The organism is Sphingomonas sp. PP-CE-1G-424 (assembly GCF_004341085.1).
Lineage (GTDB): Bacteria > Pseudomonadota > Alphaproteobacteria > Sphingomonadales > Sphingomonadaceae > Sphingomonas.
On sequence record NZ_SLXW01000003.1, the window covers coordinates 485,427 to 505,473 of the forward strand.

Annotated in this window: 20 protein-coding genes and 1 tRNA gene; 13 read left to right on the top strand and 8 right to left on the bottom strand. The window is 64.8% G+C overall.

Annotated features, from left to right (window positions below; translation table 11 throughout):
- Window positions 1-165 precede the first annotated feature (165 nt).
- Window positions 166-1,410, top strand: coding sequence for a cyclopropane-fatty-acyl-phospholipid synthase family protein (locus C8J43_RS12310; RefSeq protein ID WP_133031145.1), 1,245 nt, complete (start codon window positions 166-168; stop codon window positions 1,408-1,410).
- Window positions 1,411-1,491: 81 nt separating this feature from the next.
- Here the strand turns inward: C8J43_RS12310 and C8J43_RS12315 are convergent, their stop codons facing one another.
- A complete protein-coding gene (locus C8J43_RS12315) occupies window positions 1,492-2,202 on the bottom strand; it encodes an SDR family NAD(P)-dependent oxidoreductase (protein ID WP_133031146.1) in 711 nt (236 codons plus the stop codon).
- Window positions 2,203-2,218: 16 nt separating this feature from the next.
- Complete coding sequence (purF, locus tag C8J43_RS12320; RefSeq protein ID WP_133031147.1) at window positions 2,219-3,676, bottom strand: amidophosphoribosyltransferase; 1,458 nt, start codon at window positions 3,674-3,676, stop codon at window positions 2,219-2,221.
- Window positions 3,677-3,796: 120 nt separating this feature from the next.
- Here purF and hisI point away from each other — a divergent pair, with 120 nt between their 5' ends.
- The 4 genes from hisI to C8J43_RS12340 are packed head-to-tail and all read left to right on the top strand — an operon-like array spanning window position 3,797 to window position 6,932.
- Entirely contained in the window at window positions 3,797-4,159 is a 363-nt protein-coding gene (gene hisI, locus C8J43_RS12325) for a phosphoribosyl-AMP cyclohydrolase (protein ID WP_133031148.1), read from the top strand.
- Window positions 4,156-4,641: a hypothetical protein gene (locus C8J43_RS12330; protein ID WP_243645559.1), complete on the top strand. Its 486-nt coding sequence runs from the start codon at window positions 4,156-4,158 to the stop codon at window positions 4,639-4,641. Before hisI ends, C8J43_RS12330 begins: the two co-directional genes overlap by 4 nt.
- A gap of 32 nt (window positions 4,642-4,673) precedes the next feature.
- Window positions 4,674-5,126, top strand: a complete 453-nt coding sequence (locus C8J43_RS12335) for a MerR family DNA-binding transcriptional regulator (protein ID WP_133031149.1) — start codon at window positions 4,674-4,676, stop codon at window positions 5,124-5,126.
- Between the two features lie 3 nt (window positions 5,127-5,129).
- On the top strand, window positions 5,130-6,932 hold the full coding sequence (locus tag C8J43_RS12340) for an acyl-CoA dehydrogenase C-terminal domain-containing protein (protein ID WP_133031150.1): 1,803 nt from the start codon (window positions 5,130-5,132) through the stop codon (window positions 6,930-6,932).
- 150 nt (window positions 6,933-7,082) lie between these two features.
- Here C8J43_RS12340 and C8J43_RS12345 read toward each other — a convergent pair whose 3' ends face one another.
- The 4 genes from C8J43_RS12345 to C8J43_RS12360 form a co-directional block, all read right to left on the bottom strand.
- A complete protein-coding gene (locus tag C8J43_RS12345) occupies window positions 7,083-7,352 on the bottom strand; it encodes a DUF1488 family protein (protein ID WP_056049042.1) in 270 nt (89 codons plus the stop codon).
- Between the two features lie 129 nt (window positions 7,353-7,481).
- Window positions 7,482-7,817: a hypothetical protein gene (locus C8J43_RS12350; protein WP_133031151.1), complete on the bottom strand. Its 336-nt coding sequence runs from the start codon at window positions 7,815-7,817 to the stop codon at window positions 7,482-7,484.
- Window positions 7,818-8,137: 320 nt separating this feature from the next.
- Entirely contained in the window at window positions 8,138-9,889 is a 1,752-nt protein-coding gene (locus C8J43_RS12355; RefSeq protein WP_133031152.1) for an aspartyl protease family protein, read from the bottom strand.
- 206 nt (window positions 9,890-10,095) lie between these two features.
- Window positions 10,096-10,172: transfer RNA gene (locus C8J43_RS12360), tRNA-Pro, on the bottom strand.
- Between the two features lie 213 nt (window positions 10,173-10,385).
- Here C8J43_RS12360 and C8J43_RS12365 point away from each other — a divergent pair.
- The 8 genes from C8J43_RS12365 to mazG all read left to right on the top strand — a co-directional run bounded on the left by C8J43_RS12365 (window position 10,386) and on the right by mazG (window position 18,210).
- On the top strand, window positions 10,386-11,402 hold the full coding sequence (locus C8J43_RS12365) for a lytic murein transglycosylase (protein WP_243645560.1): 1,017 nt from the start codon (window positions 10,386-10,388) through the stop codon (window positions 11,400-11,402).
- Window positions 11,403-11,502: 100 nt separating this feature from the next.
- The gene (locus C8J43_RS12370; RefSeq protein ID WP_133031153.1) at window positions 11,503-12,666 is read left to right on the top strand and encodes a D-alanyl-D-alanine carboxypeptidase family protein; all 1,164 of its coding nucleotides are present in this window, start codon (window positions 11,503-11,505) and stop codon (window positions 12,664-12,666) included.
- 28 nt (window positions 12,667-12,694) lie between these two features.
- The gene (locus C8J43_RS12375) at window positions 12,695-13,672 is read left to right on the top strand and encodes an AAA family ATPase (RefSeq protein WP_133031154.1); all 978 of its coding nucleotides are present in this window, start codon (window positions 12,695-12,697) and stop codon (window positions 13,670-13,672) included.
- 50 nt (window positions 13,673-13,722) lie between these two features.
- Complete coding sequence (gene metG, locus C8J43_RS12380; RefSeq protein ID WP_133031155.1) at window positions 13,723-15,270, top strand: methionine--tRNA ligase; 1,548 nt, start codon at window positions 13,723-13,725, stop codon at window positions 15,268-15,270.
- Entirely contained in the window at window positions 15,270-16,061 is a 792-nt protein-coding gene (locus C8J43_RS12385; protein ID WP_133031156.1) for a TatD family hydrolase, read from the top strand. Before metG ends, C8J43_RS12385 begins: the two co-directional genes overlap by 1 nt.
- A complete protein-coding gene (locus tag C8J43_RS12390; RefSeq protein ID WP_133031157.1) occupies window positions 16,058-16,822 on the top strand; it encodes an MBL fold metallo-hydrolase in 765 nt (254 codons plus the stop codon). Before C8J43_RS12385 ends, C8J43_RS12390 begins: the two co-directional genes overlap by 4 nt.
- Window positions 16,819-17,406 carry a TIGR02281 family clan AA aspartic protease gene (locus tag C8J43_RS12395; RefSeq protein WP_133031158.1) on the top strand — a complete coding sequence of 196 codons (588 nt, stop codon included), beginning with the start codon at window positions 16,819-16,821 and terminating at the stop codon, window positions 17,404-17,406. Before C8J43_RS12390 ends, C8J43_RS12395 begins: the two co-directional genes overlap by 4 nt.
- A 69-nt stretch (window positions 17,407-17,475) precedes the next feature.
- On the top strand, window positions 17,476-18,210 hold the full coding sequence (gene mazG / locus C8J43_RS12400) for a nucleoside triphosphate pyrophosphohydrolase (RefSeq protein WP_133031159.1): 735 nt from the start codon (window positions 17,476-17,478) through the stop codon (window positions 18,208-18,210).
- On the opposite strand, the gene hflX is transcribed toward mazG, so the two are convergent.
- Window positions 18,191-19,483 carry a GTPase HflX gene (gene hflX / locus C8J43_RS12405; protein ID WP_133031160.1) on the bottom strand — a complete coding sequence of 431 codons (1,293 nt, stop codon included), beginning with the start codon at window positions 19,481-19,483 and terminating at the stop codon, window positions 18,191-18,193. The genes mazG and hflX overlap by 20 nt on opposite strands.
- A complete protein-coding gene (hfq, locus tag C8J43_RS12410; RefSeq protein ID WP_082444118.1) occupies window positions 19,480-20,046 on the bottom strand; it encodes an RNA chaperone Hfq in 567 nt (188 codons plus the stop codon). The genes hflX and hfq overlap by 4 nt, the downstream gene beginning before the upstream one ends.
- Window position 20,047 lies beyond the last annotated feature (1 nt).

Consider the following 20,047-nt stretch of genomic DNA (forward strand, 5'->3'; position numbering starts at 1 on the left):
GGTCGGGTTCCGCATGCAGGGGCGTGAGTGGCTCAAGCCAGCCTACCCACCCCCAACCCCTCCCTTTCAGGGAGGGGAGCGCGTTGTGGTATTGGATCGCGTTCCAACCGTTTCGACATCGACAACTCTTTCCTAGCCGCCGCCCGTGTTGCATGGAGCGCCGCGATGACCGCCGTTCCCGCTTTCAATGATGTGCCCGCCGCGCAGGTTTCCCCGGTTGCGCGCATCGTCGCGCCGGTGTTCCACCACCTGCTCGACCGGATAGATGCAGGGCTGGAGAGCGGCGGCATAGACGCGCACTTGCCCGACGGTACGCGGCGGCTGATCGGCGGACGGGCTCCGGGGCCTTTGCCCGTCGTGACCTTGCACCGCTGGCGCGCGCTGGTGCGGTTGGCGACCGCGGGGTCGGTCGGTTGGTACGAAGGCTGGGCGGCAGGCGACTGGTCGAGCCCCGATCCGGTACCGCTGTTCGAGCTGTTCATGCGCAACCGCCGCTCGCTCGGGAGTTCGGCACGGTCGGGCGGTGTAGTGCGGCTGGCGGCGCGCGCGTGGCACCGGATGCGGCGCAACAACCCGACCGGCTCGCGCAAGAACATTGCCGCGCATTACGACCTCGGCAACGACTTCTACGAGACGTGGCTCGATCCTAGCCTAACCTATTCGAGCGCGATTTTCGCCGAGCCGGTGGACGATGCCGAACCGCATGAGGCGGCGCAGGCGACCAAGCTGCGTGCGATCCTCGACCGGACTGGGGCGCGGGCAGGCGACACTATCCTGGAAATCGGCTGCGGCTGGGGATCGTTCGCCGAGATGGCGGCACGCGCAGGTGTCGGCGTTCATGCGCTGACGCTGTCGACGGAGCAGAAGCGGCAGGTCGACGACCGGATCAGCGCAGCGGGGCTCGACGGCGTGCGCGTGGCGCTGACCGATTACCGCGACGTCACCGGCACCTATGATGCGGTGGCGAGTATCGAGATGGTCGAGGCGGTCGGCGAGGAATACTGGCCGATGTATCTCGACGCGATCGCGCGTGCGTTGAAGCCGGGCGGGCGCGCGGCGTTGCAGTATATCTCGATCGACGACGCGATCTTCGATTCCTATTCGCGGAGTGTCGACTTCATCCAGCGCTACGTGTTTCCGGGCGGGATGCTGTTGTCCGAACCCCGGTTTCGCGCGTTGGCGGAGTCGCGCGGGCTGGCGTGGGAAGATCGGCGCGGGTTCGGATTGCACTATGCCGAAACGTTGCGGCGGTGGCGGGTTGCGTTCGATGCGGCGGTGGCGGAGGGGCGGCTGCCGGCGCGGTTCGATGCGCGGTTCGTCGCGTTGTGGCGCTATTACCTGATGTATTGCGAGGGCGGGTTTCTCGGCGGCGGGATCGATGTCGCGCAGGTTACGATGGTGAAGCGGTAGCGTTTTCCTGCGTACGCAGGAACCCAGGGTAACGGGCGGTAGCGATTGTGATCCTGGGCTCCTGCGTTCGCAGGAGAACGGTTAGGCTACCCGCTCGAAATGCCCAGCTTCGAAGCCTTCGATCGCCAGCGCGACGATGCGATCTGCCACAACTGTCGGTTCCTTGACCGAGTTCGGATCCTCGCCCGGATACGCTCGCGCCCGCATCTTGGTCCGCGTCGCGCCGGGATCGACGATCGCGGTGCGGATGGCGCTGATCTCGGCCATCTCGTCGCCATACGCGCCGAGCAGCGTTTCGAACGCTGCTTTCGAGGCGCCGTAGAGACCCCAGTACGCGCGAGGCTTGCGCCCTACGCTGGAGGTCACACCGATCACCCGCGCAGACTTTGCCTTCTTCAGCATCGTGTCGAACGCAGCGATCAAGGCCGCCTGCGCGCTGACGTTCAAAGTCAGGACCTGCGCCATTTCCTTGGGATCGATCGCCGGCACCGACGACAGCGAGCCGAGCATGCCGGCGTTCAGGACCAGAATGTCGAGCGCATCCCAGCGGTCGCCGATCGCCGTCGCCAACCGCGCGATCGCTTCGCTCTCCGCAAGATCCAGCGGCGCGATCGTGGCCGAACCGCCGGCAGCATGGATCGTCGCCTCGACCTCTTCGAGACCACCCGGCGTGCGCGCGGTCAGGACGACGTGCGCGCCCTTGGCCGCAAGGGCAATCGCGGTCGCCGCACCGATCCCGCGGCTGGCACCGGTGACCAGCGCGAGCCGGCCTTCGAGAGGCTTGTCCGTCATATCAGCTCCGCGAGTATCAGATGACGCGTTCGGCGAGCATCGCGAACTGGTCGACTTCCGAGCCTTCGTCATGGTCGGTCAGCGTCGTCGGATAGTCGCCGGTGAAGCACGCATCGCAATATCTCGGGCGGACATCCGCGCGCTTCGCCTCGCCGAGCGCCTTGTAGAGCCCGTCGATCGAGATGAAGTTGAGGCTGTCGGCATGGATGAACCCGGTCATGCCACCGAGATCGAGCTTGGCCGCGAGCAGCTTCTCGCGCTCGGGCGTGTCGACGCCGTAGAAGCACGAGTGTCGCGTCGGCGGGCTGGCGATCCGCATATGGACTTCGGCAGCCCCGGCTTCGCGCATCATCTCGACGATCTTGAGCGAGGTCGTGCCGCGGACGATCGAGTCGTCGACGAGGATGACCCGCTTGCCCTTGATCAGCGCGCGGTTGGCGTTGTGTTTCAACTTCACGCCCAAGTGGCGAACCTTGTCGCCGGGCGAGATGAAGGTGCGGCCGACATAATGCGAGCGGATGATGCCGAGCTCGAACGGGATGCCCGATTGCTGCGCATAGCCGATAGCTGCAGGCGTGCCCGAATCAGGAACCGGGATGACGAGGTCGGCATCGACCGGCGATTCGATCGCGAGCTGCGCGCCAATCGCCTTCCGCACCGAATAGATCGAGTGATCGTCGACGATCGAATCGGGGCGCGAGAAATACACCCATTCGAAGATGCACGGCCGCGCCGCCATCGGTGCGAACGGGCGGATCGAGCGGATCTCGGAGCCCTGGACAATGACCAGTTCGCCCGGCTCGATCGCGCGGACGAAGGTGGCGCCGACGACGTCGAGCGCGACCGTCTCGGAGGCGAAGATCACCGCGTCGCCCAGTTTGCCCATTACGAGGGGGCGAATGCCGAGCGGATCGCGGCAGGCGATCATTCCCTCCGGCGTCATCACGATCAGCGAATACGCGCCTTCGATCTGCTTCAGCGCATCGATGAAGCGATCGAGCAGCGTGCGGTAGTTCGAGGTCGCGACGAGGTGGATGATCGTCTCGGTATCGCTGGTCGACTGGAAGATCGAGCCGCGGCGAACGAGCTCGCGACGCAGGCGCATCGCGTTCGAGATATTGCCGTTATGCGCGATCGCGAAGCCGCCGGTCGACAGTTCGGCGTACAGCGGCTGGACGTTGCGCAGCGCGGTCTCGCCGGTCGTCGAATAACGGACATGACCGCAGGCAACGGTGCCCGGAAGCGACCGGATCACGTCGTCGCGGTCGAAGTTCCCGGCGACATGGCCCATCGCGCGGTGCGTGTGGAAATGTGCGCCGTCGAAGGTTGTGATGCCGGCGGCTTCCTGGCCGCGGTGCTGCAACGCGTGCAGCCCCAGCGCCACGAGTGCGGCCGCGCCATCCATGGCCGAAACGCCAAACACCCCGCATTCTTCGCGGAGTTTGTCGTCATCATAAGGGTTTGTCGTCAGCATGCCGGTTCTCACGTCGTGCGGAAGCTGCCCTATACGAGCGGATCGCCGGCTTGTCGCCTGTTTGTAATAACATTGCGCGTCGCTGGTCGCATCGGGCGGGGTTTCGGGTATATCCGGGCCATGACACACAGCCGCGACACGGGCCTGACGCTCGATCCGAAATTCGATTCCGCCGGACTCCTGACCGCGGTCGTCACCGATCGCGTATCGGGCGACGTGCTGATGGTCGCGCACATGAACGCGGAGGCCCTGGCGCAGACGCAGGCGACCGGCGAGGCGCATTTCTGGTCGCGGAGCCGCGAGAAGCTCTGGAAGAAGGGCGAGACGTCGGGGAACGTGCTGCGTGTCGCCGAGCTGCGGATCGACTGCGATCAGGACGCGATGTGGGTGATCGTAGATGCGGCGGGGCCGGCGTGCCATACCGGCGAGCGTACCTGCTTCTTCCGGCGGATCGAAGGGGGCAGACTGGTGCCGGCCGAATGAAGCGGATGCTGCTGCTCGCGCTGATGCTCGGCGGGTGTGGGCGTGAGCCGAAGATTGCGGCGGCGGACAGCGCGGGGGCTCGGCTCGAGGCTGCGGCCGAGACGGCGGGGATCGTGCTCGACCCGAACGCGCCGCTGCAAGGATCGTGGGCGCGTGATACTGACCGGGTCTGCGTGGTCGGTACGGAAAAGACTGCCCGGATCGGCGTCAGCGTCGATTATGGCGAGGATCAGGCGTGCGCCGGATCAGGGACCGTGGAACGCTCGGGCGATGCACTGAAACTCGCGTTCGGCGCATGCAAATTCGATGCGAGCTTCGACGGCGATCGGATCGTGTTTCCCGCGGAAGTGCCGGAAGCCTGCGAGTCCCTCTGCACCGGCCGCGCCTCGCTCGCCGCAGTGACGGTCGACCGGCTCAGCGAATCGCGATCGGAGGCTGCGACGCTACGGTCGACGAAGGGAAAGTTGCTTTGCGGCAATTGACGTTGACGTAAACGAGAGTTATTTCTCCGGGGATGGCGACACAAGCATCCCCTCGATTGGAGGCGACCCCGCAATCCTACGCGGTGATCGAGCCGCGGCATGATCGCGAAAGCTTCACGATCTCCGACCTTTCCGCCGAGTTCGACGTCACGGCGCGAGCGCTCCGTTTCTACGAAGACGAGGGCCTGATCGCGCCCGAGCGTCGCGGGACCCAGCGCATCTATTCGCACCGCGATCGCGCGCGGCTCGCCTGGATCCTACGCGGCAAGCGCGTGGGGTTCAGCCTCGGCGAAATCCGCGAGATGATCGACCTTTACGATCTCGGCGACGGCCGCCGTGCGCAGCGCCAGGTCGTGATCGAGCGCAGCCAGGCGCGGATCGCGCTGCTGACCGCGCAGAAGCGCGACATCGATCTCGCCATCGACGAACTCACCAGTTTCGTGGCCCTCCTCGAAGTGAGCCGCGCCCAGGACAACCAAGGATAAACCATGCCCCAGTATACGCCCCCCGTCCGCGACACGCGTTTCGTCCTCGAGCATGTCGTCGGCCTCGATCGCTACAATAACCTTCCCGGCTTCGATGCGGCCTCGCCCGACGTCGTCGACGCAGTGCTCGAAGAAGGCGGAAAGTTCGTCGCCGAAGTGCTGTTCCCGCTCAACCTGTCGGGCGATCAACAGGGCTGCACGCGTCACGAGGATGGCTCGGTGACGACGCCGGACGGCTTCAAGGAAGCGTATAAGCAGTATGTCGAGAGCGGCTGGGCGACGCTCGGCAACCAGCCCGAATATGGCGGGCAGGGCATGCCGCACGTCGTGTCGACCGCGTTCCAGGAATACATGATCTCGTCGAACATGGCGTTCGCGATGTATCCCGGCCTGACGCACGGCGCGATCGCCGCGCTGATCGCCAAGGGCTCGGACGCGCAGAAGGCGATGTACGTGCCGAAGATGGTGTCGGGCGAATGGGGCGGCACCATGAACCTGACCGAGCCGCAGTGCGGCACCGATCTCGGCCTGATCCGCACCAAGGCCGAGCCGCAGGCGGATGGCTCGTACGCGATCACCGGCACGAAGATCTTCATCTCGTCGGGCGAGCATGACCTGACCGAGAACATCATTCACCTCGTGCTAGCCAAGACGCCGGGCGCGCCGGACAGCTCGAAGGGCATCTCGCTGTTCGTGGTGCCGAAGTTCATCGTCGAGGAAGACGGTTCACTGGGCGCACGAAACGGCGTCACGTGCGGCTCGATCGAGTACAAGATGGGAATTCACGCAAATTCGACCTGCGTGATGAACTATGATTCGGCGACCGGCTGGCTGGTCGGCGAGGAGATGAAGGGCCTCGCCGCGATGTTCATCATGATGAACGCCGCACGTCTCGGCGTCGGTCTCCAGGGTCTCGGCGTGGCGGAAGTCGCCTATCAGAATGCCGTCCAGTACGCGCAGGATCGTCGCCAGGGTCGCGCGCTGACGGGCCCTAAGGAGCCGCAGGAGAAGGCAGACACGCTGTTCGTCCATCCCGACATCCGCCGTATGCTGATGGAGGGCAAGTCGCTCACCGAGGGCCTGCGCGCGCTGATCCTGTGGACCGCGCTCCAGGCCGATCTCGAGCATCATGCCGAGACCGAGGAGGAGCGCCAGCTGGCGGGCGACATCATCAGTCTGCTGACCCCGGTCATCAAGGGATACGGCACCGACATGGGCTATGCGATCGCGACCAACGCGCAGCAGGTCTACGGCGGCCATGGCTACATCGCCGAATGGGGCATGGAGCAATATGTCCGCGATGCCCGGATCGCGATGATCTACGAGGGCACCAACGGCGTCCAGGCGATGGATCTGGTCGGACGCAAGCTCGCGCAGAATGGCGGACGCGGGATCCAGGCGTTCTTCAAGCTCGTGGCGGACGACGTCGCGGCAGCGAAGGGTGATCCAGCGACGGCGTCGTTTGCCGAGGCACTCGAGAAGGCGAACGGCCAGCTTCAGGCGGCGACGATGTGGTTCATGGCGAACGGCATGAAGAACCCCGAGAACGTCGGCGCCGGCGCGGTCAGCTACATGCACCTGATGGGCATCGTCGCGGTTGGTACGATGTGGCTGCGGATGGCGGTCGCTGCGACCAAGCTGAAGGCGGCGGGCGAGGGCGAGGCTGCGTTCCTCGACGCCAAGCTGGTGACGGCGCGTTTCTATGCCGAGCGGATCCTGCCGGATGCGGGCGCGCTGCGTCGGAAGATCGAGGGTGGGGCAGAGTCGCTGATGGCGCTGCCGCCCGAGATGTTCATGGCGGCCTGATCGCTATGAACGGCCCGGGCTCGCGGATGCGGCCCAGGGCTGACATGAAAACGGCCTCCTACCCTTAGCGGTGAGCAGGCCGTATTCGTATGGTCGCAGCGCAGACAGCGCTACGATCACCCGGTGAGCCGCTACGCCGCGGCTGCCGGCTTATTCTAAGTCGTTCTCGTCGACGACGACGGTGGTTGCCGACGGCTTACGCTCGATCGCGGCAAGGCAGGCGTCGATGATATCGTCGTTGAAACGGTTGAACAGCTCGATGCCGTCGTCCTCGGGCTCGTCACCGCTGAGTTCCTTGAGAACCGCGTATTTCACCGCGAACTCATATTCGTCGCCATCGAACTCGCCGGTAAATTCGATCTGCTTCTCGACGTCGTTGTCGACGACGCTCGACTGGTCGATTTCGAGACTGTTTGCCATGCTGGAACTCCTTGGATTCACGCGTCTACTGCCTGCCCTCGGGCGACAGCGCAAGCCGTCGTCTGCCATCGCGAACGTCGATGACCGATCGCAATCGATGTCACCGCCTTCGGCTGGATGCGAAGGCGCTCAGATGGAGAGATCGCGGCGCCTGATCTCGCCCAACACTGCCTCGGCAACGGGGTTGCCGATGTCGCCACCCGAATGCCGATACGCGTCGAGCAAGTCCGCATCCGACGCCCCATTTAACAAGGCATCGGTTTCGGCCGTGAACGTGGCGGCTTCCTGTGCCGCCATCTCGGCCGCATCGTCGCTCGACACCGATGGCGCGGCACCCGGATCGGGCGCGTGCGCCATCGCGGCGTCCTGCTTGAAGATGTCGAAAGCCTCGGCGGCTTCGTTACGCTCCACGATGGCGATCTCTAGACGCGTGAACAGGTCGAGCGGCGATGCAGTATTTTCCATGCCAACAGCTTATCTGCACTTCGCGGCTCCGAGTAAATGGTTTGCGAGCCTCCCATCCCGCAGTGACGGCCGAAAGTGAGACCAGCGCATCCAACGCGGGCGCGCGTCCGTAGCTAGGAGCATGAGGAGGATCGTCATGGGACATGAATGCTGGCTTCCAGAAGCCGATCGGCAGCTTGTTCAACAATATAAGTCGGGTGTCGACGTCGCCGAAATAGCTCAGTCCTTCGGCAGGACGGTCAGCGCGGTGCGCACGCGGGTGGGCACGCTTGGCTTGCAGAGGCGCAAAACGACGAAGGGTTAAACCTTCGAGGCGCGCCTTATTCGAGCACGATCCTTTTTGCGCGATCGGCCACATGGGGGGCGATCGCCAGTGCCGCAGCCTTGTTGCTTGCAGCCTCGCTTGCTCTGCCGGCCTTCGCAGCGGCCACCCCGCGCGAATAGAGCGACCAGGCGTTGCGGGGATTGATCTTCAACGCGGCGTCATAGTCCGCGAGCGCGGCGTCGAACTCGCCGCGACGCAGTAGAACGAGCCCCCGGCTGTCAAGATATGCCGCATTTCCGGGAATCAGCCTGAGTGCGGCGTTGCAGTCCGACAGCGCCTTGTCGAGCTCGCGATTAAGCTGGCCACGCGCCCAACACCGCCCGTTCAACGCCGTCGATCGCGCGGCGTCCTCGGGGTGTGCTCGAAGCCACTGATCGTAATTCACCAGCGCGGCCGCCGGCATCTCGATCCGGTCATACAGTCCCCCGAGTGCCAGCCGACGATCGGAGGAGGGCGCGAGCGACGCATCCGCCGCCTTGATATCCGCGGTCGCGCCATCGCGATCGCCACCACTCAACCGCAGTCCGGCACGGGCAATACGCGCGTCTCCATCGCCCGGCGCGAGCGTGATGGCGTGATCGAGGTCCGACAAGGCTGGCAGCATCTGCCGATTGGCGAGACGGGCCATCGCACGTTGTTGATAATATCGCGCTTCGTTCGGTGCCATCGCGACCGCCTTGTCGAAGTCGGCGAGCGCCTCGGTCAGCCTTCGGTTCGACGCTAGCACGGCGCCGCGCCGACTATACCCGGCCGCATCGACCGGTTCGGCCCCCTTGTCAGTCAGATCGATCGCCTTGCCGTCGCCGCTGCGCGCGCCGGAAGGCGACAGGCCGAACACGGGTCCGCCTTCATAGGTGAAGAACATCGTCCGGGTCGCATTCGAGACGAAGATCCGGTGCGTTAGGAAGAAGTCGGCGCCGATCAGCATGTCGGCATCGACCAGAGTCAGTTCGGCGATGCGGATCTTGGGTTTCCTGATGACTTCGCCACCGATATCGATCGTGTCGAACGGCGCGTACCACGAGCGCAGCTGGCGTGATCCGATCCCGCTGCTCATGCCATCGGCAACGACATCCGGCGAGCTCGGGGTCACGCCCAGGCGCTTGGCCGCCGCCAAGGTCATGACCGACGATGGCGCCCCGGTATCGAACACCGCGCGAACTGCGTGGCCGTTGATGAGGACGGTGCCGATGGTGTGCGGCTTGAACGGACCGGTCTCCGACCCGATGAGCTTCACCGTCGATACCGGCCTGTCGCCGGACCAGTAGGCGAGGTTCGCCTTGGCGCAGTCCTTCGCCACCATCAGCCGGACCATCCCGTGAGGCAGGTCGTATTCGACATCGCGCAGACCGAGGATATTCTGTCCGAGCAAACCCGCCGTTCCGGTGTCGGTGCCACCGACTACGAATGAGATCTTGGGGACCGTCACGCCACCCAATGTCAGGTTCTGGACCATGGCATATCCAGCGGATGCGTCGCCGTTGATGCCCTTCAACCGGAAATTGCCGGGAAGCGAATCGACCTTCAGGCCGAACTCTGTGGCGGTCGCACGCGCGATCATGCTGTAGAACGCACCGCTGTCGAGGATCATGCGCGCATCGCGCCCGCCGAATTGTGCGGTCACCATCGGTCGACGGCCTGCCATCGTCACCGGCAGCTCCAGCATCTTGCCGATCTGACATGCGGCGGATGCAGGGGCGGGGGCCAGAACCACGAAAGCAGCAAACGCCAAGGTTTTCAATGCCATACACCGCCCCTAAAAGACACGCCTGCCGTCGGAATTGACCGATGGTGCGCGTGTCATCGCGCGACGACTTCGCAAATGCAATCGGCAGTTTCGCGTGTCTGAAAACGCATCGTCAGGCTGATATCGTGGGTTTTGGAGCCTGCGACGGGGCTTGCTCGTTTCGGCCTTGGCCGAACGCGTCTCGGTACAGGACGCTCCGAAAACGATGGTCGGGGAGACAGGATTCGAACCTGCGACCCCCTGGTCCCAAACCAGGTGCGCTACCAGCCTGCGCCACTCCCCGACGGCGCTGCGGTTAGGCGTAGTCGGCGGGATGCGCAAGCGCGTTATGATCTTTGTGTGACACGCCAGTGGCGGATTGCACAGGGATTGCGCAGGCGGGGCATCCGAGTGCGCGAGGCTGAACGTGTCGATCGCGCGACGATACGAGGTTCCGATCACGATCTCGCTGTGGCACAGCCGGCCAATGGGTGGCTCATCGACAGCAGCGGCGCGGATGCGCAGGATTTTCATCGGCGTTATCGCCATGATGGCGGGGAACAGCCCCGCGCTGGCGCAGGACGATGCCGGGTTCCAGGCGTATATGACGACGCTTCGCCAGCAGGCGCTGGCTGACGGCGTGAGCGCGCGGACCGCCGCCGCGGTGTTTCCCACGCTGACGCTCAACCAGCGGGTGATCGATCTTGACCGCCAGCAGCCGGGCGCCGCGAACCCCAGCGCGGTGCCCGCGTTTGCGCCCTACCGGATCCAGCATGTCGATGCGGCGCGGATCGCGCGCGGTCGCCAGAACTATCTCGCACAACGCTCGCGGTTGCAGCGGATCGAGCAGGCCACCGGGGTGCCCGAATCGATCATGGTCGCGATCTGGGGGCATGAGACGAATTATGGCAGCTATACCGGCGATTTCGATCTGCTGCGCTCGCTCGCCAGCCTCGCCTATGAGGGGCGGCGCCGGTCGCTGTTCGCAGGCGAGTTCATCGCCGGGCTCAAGATGCTCGATCGCGGCGTGACGCGCGACCAGTTGAAGGGGAGCTGGGCAGGCGCCACCGGCAATCCGCAATTCCTGCCGTCGATCTATCTCCGCCTCGCCCGCGACGGCGATGGCGACGGGCGCGCGGACATCTGGAACAGCCCGGCGGATACGCTGGCGTCGATCGGCAACTACTTCGTCGACGCCGGATGGCGTGCAGGCCAGCCCTGGGGTGTTGCGGTGAACGTGCCGGCCGGGTTCGACCGGTCGGAAGTCCGCAACCGCCTGGTCTCGCCGCGCTGCCCGCGCGTGTTCGAGCGGCACAGCGGCTGGCGGACGATCGCCGAATGGCGTGCACTCGGGATCTCGCCGCAGGGCCGCAGCCTGCCCGCCGACAGCGTGATGGCGACCTTGCTCGAGCCGGACGGGCAGGGCGCGACCGCGTATCTGCTCACCAGCAACTACCGCGTGATCCTCGATTACAATTGCTCGAATTTCTACGCGTTGTCGGTCGGGCTGCTCGCCGACGCGGTCGAACGCTAGGAATTTGCGCGCAACGGATACGTGACGCGGTCGCCGGGCGCGGCTATGACCTGCATCACATCCTGCCCACGGATCGCCCCTTTTGCTCACGGAATACCCTATGAAGAAGCTGATCGTCGCACCGCTCGTCGCCATTGCGCTGGCGCACCCGTCCATCGCCGCTGCGCCGCAGTTCCAGACCGCCGCGCCGATCGCCTACATGGAGGACCTGTCGTCGGGCGCGGTGCTGTTCGAGCGTGACGCCAATCGTCGCATGCCGCCAGCGTCGCTCGCCAAGATGATGACCGTCTATGTCGCGTTCGACATGGTCAAGAAGGGCGAACTGAAGCTCGACCAGATGATGCCGGTGCGCCCCGAGACCTGGGCGAAATGGCATGGTCCCTCCGCAGGTTCGACGATGTTCCTGTCGTCGGGTGAGAACGTCAGCGTCGCCAACCTGCTGTACGGGATCGTCACGCTGTCGGGCAACGACGCATGCATTGTGCTGGCCGAGGGCATCTCCGGGTCGGAGCAGGCGTTCACCGAGCGGATGAACCGCAAGGCCGCCGAGCTGGGGCTCAAGGACAGCCATTTCGGCACCGCCAACGGGTGGCCGGACAACGGCGTCACCTATGTGACCGCACATGATCTGGCGCAGCTCGCCGCGGCGACGATCACCAACTATCCCGATCTCTACAAGCAATTCTATTCGAAGCGCGATTTCACCTGGGGCAAGACGATGGGCGGCAGCGCCATCACCCAGGCGAACCGCGACCCGATCCTCGGCCGCGTCGCCGGTGCCGATGGGCTCAAGACCGGCCACACCGAGGAAGCCGGTTACGGCTTCACCGGGTCCGCGATCCAGAACGGCCGCCGCCTCGTGATGGTCGTCGCCGGCCTGACCAGCGCCGGCCAGCGTGCGGAAGAGTCGGTTCGCTTCATGGAATGGGGCTTTCGCGCATGGCAGTCGAAGCCGATCGTCGCGAAGGGCAAGAAGATCGAGACCGCCGCAGTCCAGCTAGGCGACAGCTCGTCGGTCGGGCTCGTCGCCCCCAAGGCGCTGACGTTGACGCTGCCCGCCGGCACCTCGCCGACCATGACCGCCAAAGTGGTCTATGAAGGTCCGATCAAGGCGCCGATCAAGGCCGGCCAGCATATCGCCGATCTCGTCGTGACGACGTCCGACGGTCTTCAGCAGACGATGCCGCTGGTCGCCGAGAAGGACGTCGCGGTCGCGGGCTTCTTCGGTCGCGCATGGGCAGGACTGACCGGCTTCTTCGGCTGATGACCCCGGCGCCGACGGCGTTGCCGGCATGACGCCGATCATCGGCAACACCGCCGCGCAGGCTGCCTTCATGGCGGCGATGCGCGGCGGTTCGCTGCATCACGCATGGCTGATCGCCGGACCGCAGGGCGTCGGCAAGGCGAGTTTCGCCCGCGCCGCAGCCATGCGGATGCTGGCGGACGCAGCCGAGCCCGATGGCGGCTCGACCGACCTTGCGGTTCCCGAGGGAAACCGGACGCGGTCGCTTATGGAGGCCGGGTCGCACCCCGACTTCCGCGTGCTGGCGCGCCTGCCGAAGGATCCCGAGAAGCCCGACCAGGATCTGGCCCGTAGCATCACGATCGCGCAGGTTCGCACGCTGCAGCCGTTGTTTGCGACCACGCCGTCGATGAGCCCCCGCCGCGTGGTCGTGATCGATGCGATCGACGATCTGGAGCGGGGCGGGGCGAATGCGTTGCTCAAGAACCTCGAGGAACCGCCAGCGGGGACGATCTTCCTGCTGGTAAGTCATGCGCCGGGCCGGTTGCTCCCCACGATCCGCTCGCGCTGTCGTCTGTTGCGGTTCGAGGCGCTCGCGGACGGCGAGGTCGCAACCGCGATCCGGACGTTGCAGCCCGATGCGGACGAGGGCGAGGTCGCCGCGCTGGTTCGGGCCAGCGACGGCGCACCCGGTCGCGCGCTCCGCTATGCCGGGCTCGACATCGCCGCGATCGACGATGCCATCGCCGCGATCGCGCAAGACGGCGACCGGGACAATGGACGCCGGCTTAAGCTCGCCAAAGCACTCGGGCTCAAGACCGCGCAACCCCGCTACGAGGCGTTCCTCGATCGCGCGCCCGCGTTCATCGCCGACGCCGCACGGACCCGTTCGGGGCCCGCGCTGCGATCCGCACTCGACGCACATGCCGCAGCGCGCGAACTGGCGGGCGCCGCGATCGGCCTGTCGCTCGATGCGCAGGCCACTGTGTTCGAGATGGCCGGGATCGTCGCGACATTGCGCCACTGATCCGCCCGCGCAGGCTTCACCTGATCGGGGCGATGCTCTAGGAGCGCGGCATGGCCGACCCTTTCTATATCACCACCGCGATCCACTATCCCAATGGCCGTCCGCATATCGGCCATGCGTACGAGATGATCGCCGCCGATGCGATCGCACGCTTCCAGCGCCAGGCGGGGCGTGACGTCCTGTTCCAGACCGGCACCGACGAACACGGTCTCAAGATGGTCCAGGCCGCGCGTGACCGCGATATGCCCGTGCGCGAACTCGCCAACGAAATGTCGTCGTATTTCCACGAGATGGCCGACCGTCTTGGCATCTCGTATGACCGTTTCATCCGCACCGTCGACGACGATCATTACGCCGCGAGCGCCGCGATCTGGCAGGCGATGGCGGACGCAGGCGATCTGTATCTCGACCGCTACGAAGGCTGGTATTCGGTCCGCGACGAGGCATTCTACGACGAGCCAGAACTGACCGGGGAGGGCGACGATCGCCGCTCGCCGCAAGGCACGCCGGTCGAATGGACCGCGGAGGAGACCTGGTTCTTCCGCCTGTCGAAATATCAGCAGCCGTTGCTCGACCTCTTCGCCGCCAACCCCGATTTCATCCGCCCCGAAAGCCGCCGCAACGAGGTGATGCGCTTCGTCGAGGGTGGCCTGAAGGATCTGTCGGTTTCGCGGACCAGCTTCGACTGGGGCGTGCCCGTACCCGGCAGCCCCGGCCACGTCATGTACGTGTGGGTCGATGCGCTTACCAATTACCTGACCGGGATCGGCTATCCCGACATGACCGGCGACAAGGCGAAATACTGGCCGGCGGATATCCATCTGATTGGCAAGGACATCGTCCGCTTCCACGCGGTCTATTGGCCGGCGTTCCTGCTGTCGGCGGGCATTCCGTTGCCGAAGAGCGTGTTCGGCCACGGCTTCCTTCTCACGCGCGGCGAGAAGATGTCGAAGTCGGTCGGCAACGTCGTCGATCCGATGGCGCTCGCGGATGCGTTCGGCGTCGATGCGCTGCGCTATTTCTTCCTGCGCGACGTGAGCTTCGGCCAGGACGGCAGCTACTCGCCCGAGGCGATCGTGACCCGCGTCAACGCCGAGCTGGCGAACAGCTTCGGCAACCTTGCGCAGAGGACATTGTCATTCATCGCCAAGAACTTGGGCGGTGAGTTTCCCACAGCTGGTACGGTCCAGGATGCCGACGGGATACTGATCGAGGAGGTCGTCGTCGCCTGTGCCGGGTTCAAGTCCGCCTTCACCGACCTCGCGCTGTCGCAAGGCATCGAGGCGTGGATGCGCGGTGTGTTCGCGTGCAACCAGTATATCGACGCGCAGGCACCCTGGGCGCTGCGCAAGACCGATCCCGAGCGGATGAACGCGGTGCTGCGGACGCTGGTACGCGCGATCCGCATGCTCGCGATCGCGATCCTGCCGGTGGTTCCGGATTCCGCTGGGAAAGTGCTCGAGCAGATTGGCGCGACCGAGCGCGACCATGCCGCGATAGACGACGACGGCTGGTATGATCGTGTGGCTGCTTCCGACTTTCGGATCGCACCGCCGACGCCCGTATTCCCGCGTCTCGAACTGCCTGCGGAGGCCTGATGCTCGCCGACAGCCATTGCCACCTTAACTACAAGGGCCTCGTCGAGGACCAGCAGGCGGTGCTCGCACGGGCTAGGGCGCGCGGCGTCACGGCGATGCTCAACATCTCGACGCGCGAGAGCGAATGGGACGATATCGTCGCCACCGCCGAGCGCGAGCCTGACGTCTGGGCGACGATCGGCATCCACCCGAACGAGGCTGACGTGTATCCCGACGTGGACGCCGCCAAGCTGATCGAGCGCGCACGGCATCCACGCGTGGTAGGGCTCGGCGAAAGCGGCCTCGACTATTTCCGCGACACCTCGGACCGCGCCCGCCAGCAGGCGAGCTTCCGCGCGCACATCGCCGCGTCGCGCGAGACCGGTCTGCCGATCGTCGTTCATACGCGCGACGCCGAGGACGATACTGCGGCGATCATGGCGGAGGAGATGGGGAAGGGGGCCTATCCCGGCGTCATCCACTGCTTCACCGCGAGTGGAGCTTTCGCCGACAAGGCGCTGGATATGGGGCTTTATATCTCGATCTCGGGGATCGTGACGTTCAAGAACGCGCGGGACCTTCAGGAGACCGCCGCGCGCCTGCCGATCGAGCGGCTGCTGATCGAGACCGACGCGCCGTTCCTCGCGCCGGTGCCGCATCGCGGCAAGACCGGCGAACCTGGCTTCGTGGCCGACACCGCGGCGTTTCTTGCCACCCTTCGCGGCGAAAATGTCGAGGAACTGTCGCGCCGTACGGCCGAGAACTTCCACACGCTGTTCGGCAAGACGCGGGTGTCAGGGGCAGCGGCATGAAGATCACGATCCTCGGCTCCGGCACATCCTCCGGCGTGCCGAGGATCGGCAACGACTGGGGCGAATGCGATCCGACCGAGCCGCGCAACCGGCGCACGCGTGCGTCCGCGATCGTCGAGCATGACGGTACGCGGATCCTGATCGACACAAGTCCCGACATGCGCGAGCAATTGCTGGCCGCCGATGTCGACCGGGTCGATGCGGTGATCTGGACGCACGACCATGCCGATCATTGCCACGGCATCGATGATCTCCGCCAACTTTTCCACGCAGCCGGAGAGCCCGTTCGCGGCTACGCCCGGCCGTTCACGCTCGCAGCGCTGGACGCCCGCTTTACCTACGCCTTTCACGGTCGCCCCGGCTATCCGCCGACGATCGCCGTCGAAGTCCTGCCTGATCGGTTGACGATCGGTGGGATCGATATCCGTGTTACCAATCAACCGCACGGTAGTATCCACGCCGCTGGCCTTAGGTTCGAAGCGGCTGGGATGTCGATCGGATACGCGACCGATTTCAACCTGATGACCGACGACATGGCCAGCCTGTATCAGGATCTGGACATCTGGGTGGTCGACGCGCTCCGTCGGCGACCACATCCAACGCACATGGAACTGCCCGCCGTGCTTGGTTGGGTGGAGCGCCTGACGCCGAAGCGGACCGCGTTGATCCATATGGATAACACGATGGATTATGCGACGTTGCGTCATGAACTGCCGGTCGGCGTCGAGCCGGGCTATGACGGGCTGATCCTGACCGCATGACCGGTGACCGCGCAGCCCAGTTCGCGCTGTACGCAGTCATGTTGATCCTGCCGCTGTCGGCGTTGGTCGCGCGCCGATTGCCGTTGAAGCCGGTGCTGAAGATGGCGCTGGCCTGGGTCGCGATCTTCGCGGTTGGCCTGCTGATCGCGAGCCAGCGGGATCGGCTGTCTGGCTTGAAGTCCATGTTTTCCGACCAGCAGGTCAGCGGAACTGAAACTCGGATTCGCATGGCGGAAGACGGGCATTTCTGGGCGGATGTCGATATCGACGGTGTCTGCCGCCGGATGCTGATCGATAGTGGTGCGACGACGACTGCCTTGTCCGCTGCCACGGCCAAGGCCGCCAGCCTGAATAGCGACGAAAGCCCGTTTCCAGCGATCATCGAGACCGCCAACGGTACGGTATCGGCGCGCACCGCGACCGCCAAAAGCGTGACGATCGGCACGATCACCGCAACCAACCTCGGCATCGTCACGTCGCCGGCGTTCGGCGAGACCGACGTGATCGGCATGAACTTCCTGTCGAGGCTGGGATCGTGGCGGGTCGAGAATGCCACGCTCATTCTTACGCCGACGAACCAGTAGATTTTACATAATGTATATTATCGATCTAACATTATCTTTTAAATCGCGTGCTATCAATCGGAGATTCTGATGATCGAACGGCTCGTTTCCATCATGGCGCGACTGCGTCATCCGGTCGAAGGTTGCGAATGGGATCGCGTTCAAACCTGGTCGACCATCGCGCCCTACACGATCGAGGAAGCCTATGAGGTCGCCGACGCGATCGCGCGCGATGACCCGGCGGACCTCAAGGACGAACTCGGCGACCTTTTGCTTCAGGTGGTGTTCCACAGCCGTATCGCCGAGGAGTCCGGCGCGTTCACCTTGGCCGATGTCGTCGCCGCTATCAGCGACAAGATGGAGCGTCGTCACCCTCACATATTCGGCGATGCAACCTCTTCGCCAGGCTGGGAAACGATCAAGGCCGCCGAGCGCGCGGAGAAGTCCGATCACAGCGCTCTCGCCGGCGTCGCAATCGGCCTGCCCGCCCTGGCGCGCGCCGAAAAGTTGCAGAAGCGTGCCGCCCGTGTCGGGTTCGACTGGCCGGATGCGACTGGGCCTCTCGCCAAGGTTGTCGAGGAAATAGAAGAGGTTCGCGAGGCCGGTTCAGACACGATAGAAGAGGAAATCGGCGACCTGCTGTTTGCCGTGACCAACTGGGCACGGCATCTCGGTGTCGATCCCGAAGCTGCGCTCAGGGCCGGCAACGCCAAGTTCGAAGCGCGTTTCCGGGCGATAGAGGTCGATGGCGGCGACGCGTTCGCCGCCATGACACTCGATCAGAAGGAAGCGCTATGGCAGGCGGTCAAGCATCGCGGCGGCTGAATCGGTCGTAGTCGGTCTCGGACAGCCGGACATCGTAGGTCGTATCGAGCTCGTCGCTGACGCTGCCCAGCACTTCGCCGTGCGCATGTAGCCACGCCGCCCCCGCTCCGTCGCTAGCCTCGATGGTGATGCTATAGCGTCGATGGGCGCCGGTGAGCTTCGCCGCCACCTGCTCGATGAGATGCTGGACCCCTTCCCCGCTCAGCGCGGAGATCGCCACGACGTCGTCACGATGCGCTGCCTGCCCCGCGATCTCGTCATGCGTGTCGGCATCGAGAAGATCGAGCTTGTTCCATACTTCGAAGCGCGGCGTGTTTTCATCGACGCCGATCTCGGCTAGCACGGTCTCGACATCGACCCGCTGGGCTTCGGAATCGGGGTGTGCGATGTCACGGATATGGACGAGCAGGTCGGCCGACACCACCTCCTCCAGCGTCGCCTTGAACGCCGCGACAAGCTGCGTTGGCAGGTCAGATACGAACCCGACCGTGTCCGAGAGGATCGCCTTGTCGATGCCGGGTAGCTGGATCTGCCGCAGCGTCGGATCCAGCGTCGCGAACAGCAGGTCCTCCGCCATCACGTCGGCGCCGGTCAGCCGGTTGAACAGCGTCGACTTGCCAGCATTGGTGTACCCGACCAGAGCGATAACCGGCCAGGGCGCGCGCTGACGACGTTCGCGGTGCAGGCCACGCGTGCGACTGACCTGCTCCAGCTCGCGCTTGAGCCGGGCCATGCGGTCGCGGATCAGGCGACGATCCGCCTCGATCTGCGTTTCGCCTGGGCCACCGAGGAAGCCGAAGCCACCCCGCTGGCGCTCGAGATGCGTCCAACTGCGGACCAGACGCCCTGCCTGATAGTCGAGATGCGCGAGTTCGACCTGCAACCGACCTTCGGCGGTCGCCGCACGCTCGCCGAAGATCTCGAGGATCAGTCCGGTCCGGTCGATGACCTTGGTTTCGAGCGCTTTTTCCAGATTGCGCTGCTGAATCGGAGTAAGGCTCGCATCGAACACAACGAGCCCCGCCTCCTCCATCCTCACCTGCGTGGCGAGCAGTTCGACCTGCCCGCTACCGATCAGCGTCGCAGGTTTCGGCTGGCGCACGCGATAGGCGATCCGCTCGACGATCTCGACGCCGATCGCTCCGGCAAGTCCGGCGGTCTCCTCCAGACGCGCATCGACGTCACGCGATGCATGGCCCTGGTCAGGCAGCACGACGATCGCGCGTGTACCGCGGGTGAACTCGTCCCGATCGCGTTCGAACCCGCTACTCAATCGTCACCGTCCGCGTCATCTTCGTCATCCGTGTCGGTGGGCTCTTCGGCGAGGTTCAGCGGGCGGGCCGGCTGGATCGTCGAAACCGCATGCTTGTAGACGAGCTGCGCCATGCCCTCGCGCTGGAGCAACATGCAGAACAGGTCGAAGCCTGCGATCTGGCCCTGCAGCATGACGCCGTTGATCAGGAACATCGTCACGCTGTCTTCGGATTTGCGCACGGCGTTGAGAAAGATATCCTGCAACAACGGGTGCTTCTTCTGGCTTTCTCCCACCGCGTCGACGATTGCCGACACGTCCATGGGGCCAGCTGGCATGATCGTCGAGATCGCATGCTTGTAGATCAGCTGCGACTGGCCATCGCGGCGGAGCAGGACGGAAAAATTATCGAACCACGTAACGATGCCCTGGAGCTTGACGCCCTTAACGAGGAACATGGTGACCGGCGTCTTGGAGCGCCGGAGTGCGTTCAGAAACAGATCCTGAAGCGAGCCTGGTTTTTCGGCCAATGGGATAACCCTTTGTTTTTGGCGGGACTTTGCCCGCGAGGCGCTGTTTCCCAGC